The following is a 9205-nucleotide window of genomic DNA, read 5'->3' on the forward strand; positions in this document are numbered from 1 at the left end:
GCTATCCGAAATGCGTCCCTAACAGTGGCCCTCCGCGAGGTGATCAACCTGACGAGGAGGGCCGATGTCGCGACACGGGATACCTGACTCGTCGGTGCGATCGGCCCCCATAGGCGCTGGCTGAACGACGTTCCCTTCCGGTCCCTGCGCCGCATAGTCCATCGTTCGCATATTCCTGACCGCTGTGGGAGCGGCGGTTCGACCTCGACCACTTGCCCCAAGACAGGGATCGCCGTATTACGGGTGATGTCCGCGCACCCTGATATAGCGATTCGGGCCGCCCTACTATTCGGTCGCTACTGGTCAACGACACCACTGGCAGCGGGTGTACCCGCGTTCACCGACGATCACGGTCGGATGCTCTTCGTCGGATCACGACGCCAACCGCTGGGCTGTTGGGCTGTTGGGGTGTTGGGGTGGGTGCCCCTCATCTGCGACCTCGCCGACGTTGTCAACACGCTCGACGAAGGTCCTCGCAAGTGCGGCTGAGTTAATTTCGACAGAAGTTCCCGAAACCTGTGGGATACTGCACGTACCTGATACTGTGAGGAACGACTCATTGCGACGGGCTGTGCAGCCACGTAAAGGAGAACCACTATCTCTACAGAAATTACTGGTCGTGCGACAGCGAGTCTTGCGACCTTCGGAAATTCGGTTGCCCTCGCCGGCCAAGCACTGCGGTGGGTCGTGCACGATATTGTCACCGGACGTTTTCCGTATCGGGAGGTTGTCACACAGACCTGGTTCGTCATCACCGTAACGACGTTGCCGGCGATCCTGGTGGCGATTCCGTTCGGCGTCATTGTCTCGGTGCAGGTCGGAAGTCTGACCCAGCAGGTCGGGGCCACGTCCATCGCCGGCGCCGCTGGTGGACTTGGGATCATTCAGCAGGGGGCACCGATCGTCACAGCGCTCCTGCTCGGTGGTGCGGCAGGGTCGGCCATCGCCTCTGACCTTGGCGCACGCACCGTCCGTGAAGAGATCGATGCCATGGAGACGCTCGGACTCAACACGACCCGTCGACTCGTCGCACCGCGATTCGTCGCGGTTCTCCTCGTCGCTCCGATGTTGTGCATGCTCATCGTGTTTACCGGTCTCGTGGCCGGCTACATCCTTAGCGTCAACGTCCAAGACATCACGCCGGGAAGTTACGTCGCATCGTTCGCATCGTTCGCCTCGTCGGCGGACATCCTCGTGGCACTGATCAAGTCAGTGGTCTTCGGTCTCGTGGTCGTGACAATCGCATGTCACCGGGGCCTGTCCACGAAAGGCGGCCCGAAGGGTGTGGCTACATCTGTCAACGCCACCGTGGTCCTAGGGGTGGTGGCGTGCTTCGTCATCAACATGTTCATCACCCAACTGACAGTCATGTTCATGCCGCAGACCATCGGATGACGGAGGACAGATGACAACAATACCATCCACCCGTTTCGCTTTTGTCACTCGTCCTATCGTGCGTTCTGTGACGCCCCTCGCTGAAGTCCCCGCACAACTCGGGCACATCACCACGTTCACCATCGACACCGTCGCAGGAATTCGCCACGTCGCGACCACCTATCGACGACAGACGCTCTTATACATACAGGAGTTTGCCTGGGGACGAGGCGCTGTTCTGGTCGGCGGGGGTACCGCGATCGTGCTTGTAATTCTCGGAGTGGCTGTCGGGGCGTCCATCGGCATCCAGGGCTACGCCTCGCTAGACATGGTGGGGATGGGGTCTCTTACGGGGTTCATCTCGTCATACGCCAACACTCGAGAGTTGGCACCGATGATCGCCGCGATCGGCTTCGCAGCCCAGGCCGGCTGTCGCCTCACTGCGGAGATCGGTTCGATGCGCATCGCCGAAGAGATCGACGCGCTCGAGTCGATGGCGGTGCGGCCGATTCCGTACATCGTCAGCACGCGTGTGGTCGCGGCAATCGCCACCATCATCCCGCTCTACATCGTGACGCTGATACTCAGTTTCGTCGCGGCCAAACTGGTCGTCATCCTCCTACACGGCCAGTCGGGTGGCACCTACGACTTCTATTTCGATGCGTTCCTCAAACCGCAGGATCTGGTGTTCTCAGTCATCAAGGTCCTCATTTTCGTAGTGTCGGTCGTCATCCTCCACAGCTACCAGGGTTACTACGCCACCGGCGGAGCAGAAGGCGTCGGCCGCGCGTCTGGTCGAGCAATCCGCAGCAGTCTCATCATCATCGTCGTGTTGGACATGATCTTAACCCTGCTGATGTGGGGCTTCGATTCGGGCGTCAGGATTTCGGGCTAGGAGTTCAAGTGGCTGTTTTTCAAGATCTGTCAGGGCGGGCGCCCTCACCAACAAACTTGACCCTGCGTGGGATCGGGGTTCTCGCTGTAGTGGCGGTTGCCGGCTATCTTCTGGTGGGCAACGCGACCGGAAAGTACGAAGACAACAAGACCGTGACGATCACCACCGACGCGGTTGGTGACGGGTTGAAGGGCGGATCGGAGGTGAAGTATCTGGGCTTCACAGTGGGCAAGGTGTCCTCGGTGTCGGCGCGCGACCAAAGTGCAATAGTGAAAATTGAGCTCACCGGGGCGAACGACGACATCCCGTTGCGTCAGGGCATGGCAGTGAATTACACGTCCGCCAGCGCGCTGGGGCCGACGGCACTGGAGATTGTCGACCCCGGGCGGGGAGTCCTCATCCGTGATGGCGGCAGTGTCTATGTGAGCAAGCAGCAGTCCGAACAAACTTCGGTATCGACCCTGATTCGAAAACTTTCCAAGCTGGTCGATGCTCTCGATCAGCCGGCGTTCAATTCTGTGGTGAAGTTTGTCGTCGACGATTCCCAAACATTTGCCGATGCCGGCAAGCTCATGTTCCAGATCGCGCAGCTCACTCGGGAGGTTCAACAGCGGCCAGTGGGTCAGGATTTGGCGATCACGGCAGACCTGTCCCAGGGTGTTGCTGACTTCATGACGCCGTTCGTTCCGGGCGTCCTCATGAACGTCGACATCGCCGACTTCTTCGCCACCGACGAGGCCATCGCACAGGCCAAGGGCAACCTCAACGGCACCAGCGAGGTCCTGTTCGGAGGACTCGGAGGACTGTTGAGCGACAACTACTCGGCGTTGAGTTCACAACTGGACGTCGGCCTCGATCTGGCGAGGCCGGTCGCAAGATCGGCATCGGGACTCGCGCAGACCGTTTACACCATCCCGCAGATCTTGGACAGCATCGACAAGGCCACGCCGCAGGTCGGCGAGCGAGTACAACTTCAGGTCGCCCTGGTAGTGCAGACGTCTCCTGCGCTACAGAGCGCGCTTGTAGCAGGAGGACCGAGAAGATGAAGCTCAAGTCGTTAACTCCCACTATCATCAAGATCGTCGCGTTCGCCGCAGTCATCGGCGTTCTCACCTACGTGATCATCGCCATCCTCGAACCCAGCTCGGACAGAGCGAGTTCTGAACGATCTGTGGTCTTCTCCGATGCATCCGGGCTCAAGCCTCGCGACGGTGTGCGTTTGGCGGGAGTCAAGGTCGGTTATGTGACGGCGATCGACCTGAAAGGGCCCACCGCGGTNTCACATCGAGCACCACCGCCGCCGTGCGTTATCAGAATCTTCTCGGACAGCGATATGTCGAATTGATCGGTGCGGCACAGGGAAAGACACAGGGGGAGGCACTCACACAGGTGGCGCTCGACAAGACCATTCCCTCATTTGATGTGTCCACCTTGTTCAACGGATTCAAGCCGGTGTTCGACACGCTTAATGCCGACGAGATCAATGAACTGCAGTCCAACTTGTTGCGCGTTGCTCAAGGTGATGGGAGGGGCATATCGCCTGTTTTGGAGCAAGTCACCAACATCACCGCCTACGGGGACCAGCGGTCTGAGATCATCACGAATATTGTGACGAGTCTCGGCCAAGTCTCCGACCAGCTCGAAGGCCGCTCGGCGGAGCTGGTCGAACTCGTCGACAAGCTGGGATCGATCGTCGACGCCTTCAGCAGCGTGAGTGACCGCATGCGAGAGTCGCTACGCGAGGTCAACCGGTCCATGGCGAAGACGATCATCGTCGGCGAGCAAATTGAGTCAACGTACGACCAGAGTTTCGCGACGATCTATCAGCGTTTGACGCGAGAACCCGCGGAGTTAGAGGGGCTACTAAACGGCGCGGTACTGCTCAAGCCCCTAATGGACTCGCTGACCGCTTCGACGAACTCCACGCCGAGCGAGGCACGATGTTCGAAAGGCCTTCTACCCCTGCCGGATACAGCGACGATTGCACTTATGGGGCAACGATTGGTGGTGTGCAAGTGAGGTTGTTCAGTCGAAATCGACCGCATCACCAGCCCGAACGCAGACGCGACCTCATCGTCGCCGCTGTGGTGGTGGTGACCGTGGTGGTCGGTCTGGTAATCGCCGGGACCGTGTATATCGCACCGCCCGGCCAAAAGGTGTACTCGGCCCAACTGGTCAACACCGGCGGGCTGGAGTCGGGTGATCAGGTGCGTATAGCGGGGATAGGACACGGGAAGGTGTCGTCGGTGGATCTCACGGGAACGTTTATCACAGTCAAATTCCGACTCGACGACTCGGTGTCAGTCCGTTCGGATGCTACCGCGGCGGTTCGCCTGATCACGCCGATCGGCGGGCGAGTTCTCGATCTGGACCCAGGGTCAGGACCGACCCCGCTGTCGGGGGCAATCCCCCTTGTTCAGACATCGAGTACTTACGACATCTCGGACACACTCGAGACGACGACGCCGGTGTTCCGTGATGTGAAGGGCGTCGATCTCCGTCAAACTGCGTCGCTGCTGCAGAATGCGTTCTCCGACGGCAACACACACATTCCCGACGCACTGAGGAACACCAGCAATTTGATGGACCTCTTAGAGCGACAGTACGGTCAACTCGACAAAGCGGTCGCTTTATCCGATGAATACGTCGACGCTTTCGCCGACCAAAAACAGGTGCTGGTCGACTTTCTCACTCAACTCAGCTTCCTTGCCAGTACGCTGGGACCTGATATCCAGAACGTCCGCGGCGGGTTCGACCTTCTCAGACGTCTGTTCAAACTTCTGACGAGGCCGCTCGTGGCTTACAGCGAAGGGATCGAACCGTCTGTGCAACACTACAAGACGCTCCTGGATAAGGTGTCGACAGAGCTGCCAGGCTACGCCAATGCCCTAACCCAGGTTGATCAGATCACTCAGCGCCTCGGCGTCCTCCTCCAGGCGCCGGTTGGTGCGCCGGCCACCACAGAACCAGAGGTTCGTGTGTGCATTCCGACTGGTGACGACAAATGCTGACCACATGGGTCCGAAGGTTGCTGCTCCTGATCGCCGTGGTGGTTGTGGTGGTCGCTAGTACGGAGATAGGGCGGAGGGCGTCCGACGACACGCGCGCCCTGTGTGCAGAGTTCACCGATGCATCGGGCCTTTTCGAAGGCAACGCAGTCGCCATGCTCGGCAAGAAGGTGGGCAGCGTCGTCGGGGTGCACCAGAATAAAGGTCAGTCCGGTGTAAGGATCGACATGCGGATCGACAAGAGCGTGCCGCTGCCCGCCGACGTCGGCGCGACTCTGGTGTCGACATCCATCGTGACCGAACGTCAGATCGAGTTCACCAAGCCGTACTCTGATGGAGCCCGATACGAGACGGATCAGTGCATCCCGTTGAGTAAGACGAGAACCCCGCTGGGAATCAGTCAGACGCTCGACTCGATCAGCAACTTGTCCGAGGACCTGGTCAAGGACAACGGCAGGAACACCGACGCGGTCCTGCAGTCCCTCGAGCTCGTCTCCCGCAATCTGGAAGGGACACAGGGTGACGTGGCCGGGATCATCAAGGACTCTGCCACGCTCATCAACGACCCGGCCAAGCGGGATAGACAGATTCGCAGTATCGTCGGGAACCTCGCAACACTGACGGGGGTGGCAACCGAGAACGACAAAGAGGTGACCGCCCTCTTCGACAACTTCGTGGGTGCCATCGAGGTCATCGTCGCGTTCGGCGAGACGTTCGGCGCGGCAGTCGAGTACGCGGGGACGTTCGTACCGATCCTCTCGCGGTTCGCGACGGATTTCGGTCCCCCCATATTCGCGATCGGCGATGCTGCCGTTCCGCTCATCGCCGACATGGGAGAGCAGCCGGACATGGTGGCAGCGGTTGCAGCCCGCACGGCAGACCTCATCGTGAAACACCCCGATGCCAAGTCGATCGTGCAGGCGTTCGCAGTGTCGCTGCCTTTGCGAAGCCTGGGCGGTGGCTGCGCCGCGCCTGTGGCAAACGGCGTCTGCGGGCCCGGCGATGTATCAGGGACGATCGCCGGGATGATGGGGGGAGGGGCCTGATGATCTCGGTCATCCGCGCACGCCTCGGACCCATGGTGGTCGCACTGATGGCAGTGATGGTGTTCGTGACGTCGTGTGGGATCAACGCCGACAATCCGCCGACCATAGGGACCTCCGACGGGAACGGCTACGACATCCAGATGGAGTTCACCAGCGCACTCAACTTGCCGGCCCTCGCAAAAGTCCTCTCGGAGGGGATCAGCGTCGGAGCTGTCGAGGATGTTACGTACGAGAACGGGCATGCGGTCGTCAAAGCTCGCATCGATAATAAGACTCAGCTGCCGAGCGAATCGCGAGCTGAGCTGCGTCAGGACACTCTCCTTGGTGAGATCTACGTTGCCATCCTTCCCCCAGCCGAGCCGTCGACGGGTGCCTTGCTGCGGTCGGGTTCGGTGATCCCGCTGGCACGGACCGAGCCGGCAGCTAATGTCGAGGATGTCATGCGCGGGATGGCGAATGTCCTCGGCGGCGGAGAGCTCGACAAGATCCACACCGCAATCTCGACATTGAACACCACGTTCCCCAAGGATTCGCAGCAATTCGACGCCCTGTATCGGACAACGCTGGAGACCGTCTCGGAGGTCTCCTCGAACACCGACAAGCTCGACGTAGTGTTGAGGTCGGCTGATCAGACTCTGAAAGTTGTCTTGGACGATCCGTCGGGAATTGACCGGATGCTGACCAAGGGCGGACGCAACTTTTATGGCCTCGGCTACTCCCTGATCGACGTCGCGTTACTCATCGCCAACTTGCGTGATTTCGCTGTGGCCGCGGGCAGGATCGTGGATCCGGAGTACTTACGCATCAAGGAGACGGTGGCCGCGGTCGCCCCGGTGATCGATTCGATCGCCAACTCCGACATCTACTCGAAGTCCGTCACGGAGCAGGCAACGCGCGTCGTCCGCGACAAACTCATTCCGTTCGTGCGGTCGCCCGACATTAACCTCTCGGACATCTCCATCGATGGTCGGGACCTGGCGCGGCGTGACGCCGAATCCTTCATAACCGTGTTGAGATCGATCGGAATGATGCCGTGAACCGCAGCAGCACGCTCATATCGATGCTGGCTCTCGCCGTCGTGTTCGTCGTGGGGCTCGGCTACCTCGTCGTCGGCGTGGCACACGTCGACCCCACACGCTCCGAGTACTCGTTAACCGCCTTCATCGACAGCTCAGGCGGTCTGCTGGACACGTCGCCGGTGATGGTGCGGGGCATACCCGTCGGAAAGGTGGCCTCGATCAACGTCGTGGATTCGGCACTTAAGGTCGAGATGACGATCGATTCCGACCACAAGATCCCCCAGGACAGCGAGATGTCTATCCAGAATCTGTCGCTCGCGGGGGAACAGTACATCAACTTCGTGCCCGCGGGCACGGCCACCGGTGGGTACTTCCACAACGGAGACGTGGTGCCCGCGGACGCGGTGCACGTGTCGCAATCGGTGCCCCAGGTGTTGCCAAAGATGGCTGCAGTGGCAGATGGGCTCGACCCGGCATCGATCGAGTCCATCAACAAGACCGTCGCCGAGGCCGTCGCCGGACGGCAGGAAGACCTCGACACGATCGGCGACATGATGCACCGTTTAGTCGATTTCGTCGGCGAAGATGGGTCCGTCCGGGTGACCGCGGACAACGCCGAGTTCCTGCTCGGCCTCTTGTCCAATGCGGGGGACGTCCTCAGTACGGCATCTGTGCGCACCCCTGACGCCGTGAACGGGCTGGCGCGGATTCAACGGGCGTTCATCAGGTTCACAACCACCTCGTACGACAAGTGGCCTCCCGTGTTGAAGCTCGTGGAAAAGCTCAACGGCTATATCCAGATCCTGCAGCCGGATCTGCTGACGATCACCCGGGCGGCGGAACCGGCGAATGAGGAGGTCGCGGACACATACGTCGACTTCGGGTCGATCGGCGACCTCCTGGCCCGAACTTTCCCGGCGTCGCGACCAGGCCGCGTCGAGGTCCCCGTCACCGTGTCGCCGCCACCACGGTGACGACCTGTCCGCAAGCGACTGTCACCGCAACTACACAGAAGGTCCTAGATGACAAATAACGATCGAACCAAACCGCACACCGAGCCCACTGAGGTCGAGGACAGCGCGGCAGCAGCGACGACGGATGGCGATCTGCTGGTGGACGAAAACGCCCAAACCGCATCCGTAGCCACGGCGGGGGCTAGAGACAGCGACGTCGACCCCCCCTCGCCAAGTTGGCGTCGCTGGTCAGCATTGCCGCGATCACGTGCCGTGGTCGTTTCGGCCGTGATAGTGGTGCTCGCTGTGCTGGTCGGCGTGTTCGCCTACCTCTACCTCAAGGCCGACGACGCGAAGTCGGTATTGGAAAACGACGCCGCGCAACGGGCCGCCGCGGCGAAGGCCGCCTCGGACTACACGACCAAGTCCCTGACCTACAGCTACCAGAACACCGACGCCTTTTTCGCGGCGGTCAAAGAGAACGCAGGTGAGGCGCTCGTCAAGCGTTACGACGAGGTTCGGCCAACGCTGACCCAGATCATGCAGCAGGCCCAGGTGCAGGCGTCGGGACGCGTTCTGGCCACCAGTGTCACCGGTGACACCGACGGGGAATACACGGTGATGGTCTTCGCGAACCAAAAGACGCAGAACGTGCAGAACCCACAACCGAGTGAACTGCCGACGTTGTTGAAGGTGGACGTGGCGAAAACAGTCCAGGGCTGGCAGATCCAGGACTATGGTCCAGCTGAATAAGACGGCTGCTCCGCAGAAGGAGTTCCCACGAAGAACAGATGAAGGTGCCGGTACTCTCTCGACGCGGTCGTAGATGCCGGCGGGGTCGGCGTCGGTGAGGAGCTGGGTGATCTCTTCGGGTTCCGGGTGCCCCCTGCGCCTGCTGGCGTTCAACGCC

10 protein-coding genes are annotated in these 9205 nt (G+C 60.6%); all 10 read left to right on the forward strand.

Going from position 1 to position 9205, the window contains the following annotated elements; translation table 11 throughout:
* The first annotated feature begins 687 nt into the window (after window positions 1-687).
* The 10 genes from AYO52_RS13105 (at window position 688) to AYO52_RS13145 (ending at window position 9048) form a co-directional block, all read left to right on the forward strand.
* Entirely contained in the window at window positions 688-1395 is a 708-nt protein-coding gene (locus AYO52_RS13105) for an ABC transporter permease (RefSeq protein ID WP_172812173.1), read from the forward strand.
* Window positions 1396-1405: 10 nt separating this feature from the next.
* Complete coding sequence (locus AYO52_RS13110; RefSeq protein WP_067718154.1) at window positions 1406-2269, forward strand: ABC transporter permease; 864 nt, start codon at window positions 1406-1408, stop codon at window positions 2267-2269.
* Between the two features lie 8 nt (window positions 2270-2277).
* Window positions 2278-3315, forward strand: coding sequence for an MlaD family protein (locus AYO52_RS13115; RefSeq protein WP_067718157.1), 1038 nt, complete (start codon window positions 2278-2280; stop codon window positions 3313-3315).
* On the forward strand, window positions 3312-3614 hold the full coding sequence (locus tag AYO52_RS18965; RefSeq protein WP_253702145.1) for an MlaD family protein: 303 nt from the start codon (window positions 3312-3314) through the stop codon (window positions 3612-3614). The genes AYO52_RS13115 and AYO52_RS18965 overlap by 4 nt, the downstream gene beginning before the upstream one ends.
* A complete protein-coding gene (locus tag AYO52_RS13120) occupies window positions 3572-4288 on the forward strand; it encodes an MCE family protein (RefSeq protein WP_253702147.1) in 717 nt (238 codons plus the stop codon). The genes AYO52_RS18965 and AYO52_RS13120 overlap by 43 nt, the downstream gene beginning before the upstream one ends.
* Window positions 4285-5280: an MlaD family protein gene (locus AYO52_RS13125; RefSeq protein WP_067718160.1), complete on the forward strand. Its 996-nt coding sequence runs from the start codon at window positions 4285-4287 to the stop codon at window positions 5278-5280. The genes AYO52_RS13120 and AYO52_RS13125 overlap by 4 nt, the downstream gene beginning before the upstream one ends.
* Window positions 5274-6323 (forward strand): MlaD family protein, encoded by a 1050-nt coding sequence (locus AYO52_RS13130; RefSeq protein ID WP_067718163.1) that lies wholly within the window; start codon window positions 5274-5276, stop codon window positions 6321-6323. Before AYO52_RS13125 ends, AYO52_RS13130 begins: the two co-directional genes overlap by 7 nt.
* The gene (locus AYO52_RS13135) at window positions 6323-7360 is read left to right on the forward strand and encodes an MlaD family protein (protein WP_067718167.1); all 1038 of its coding nucleotides are present in this window, start codon (window positions 6323-6325) and stop codon (window positions 7358-7360) included. Before AYO52_RS13130 ends, AYO52_RS13135 begins: the two co-directional genes overlap by 1 nt.
* Before the next feature lie 23 nt (window positions 7361-7383).
* A complete protein-coding gene (locus AYO52_RS13140) occupies window positions 7384-8316 on the forward strand; it encodes an MlaD family protein (protein WP_067718173.1) in 933 nt (310 codons plus the stop codon).
* A 48-nt stretch (window positions 8317-8364) separates the two neighbouring features.
* A complete protein-coding gene (locus tag AYO52_RS13145) occupies window positions 8365-9048 on the forward strand; it encodes a hypothetical protein (RefSeq protein ID WP_067718170.1) in 684 nt (227 codons plus the stop codon).
* Window positions 9049-9205 lie beyond the last annotated feature (157 nt).

It is taken from the genome of Dietzia sp. 111N12-1 (assembly GCF_001658045.1).
GTDB classification, from domain to species: Bacteria; Actinomycetota; Actinomycetes; order Mycobacteriales; family Mycobacteriaceae; genus Dietzia; species Dietzia kunjamensis.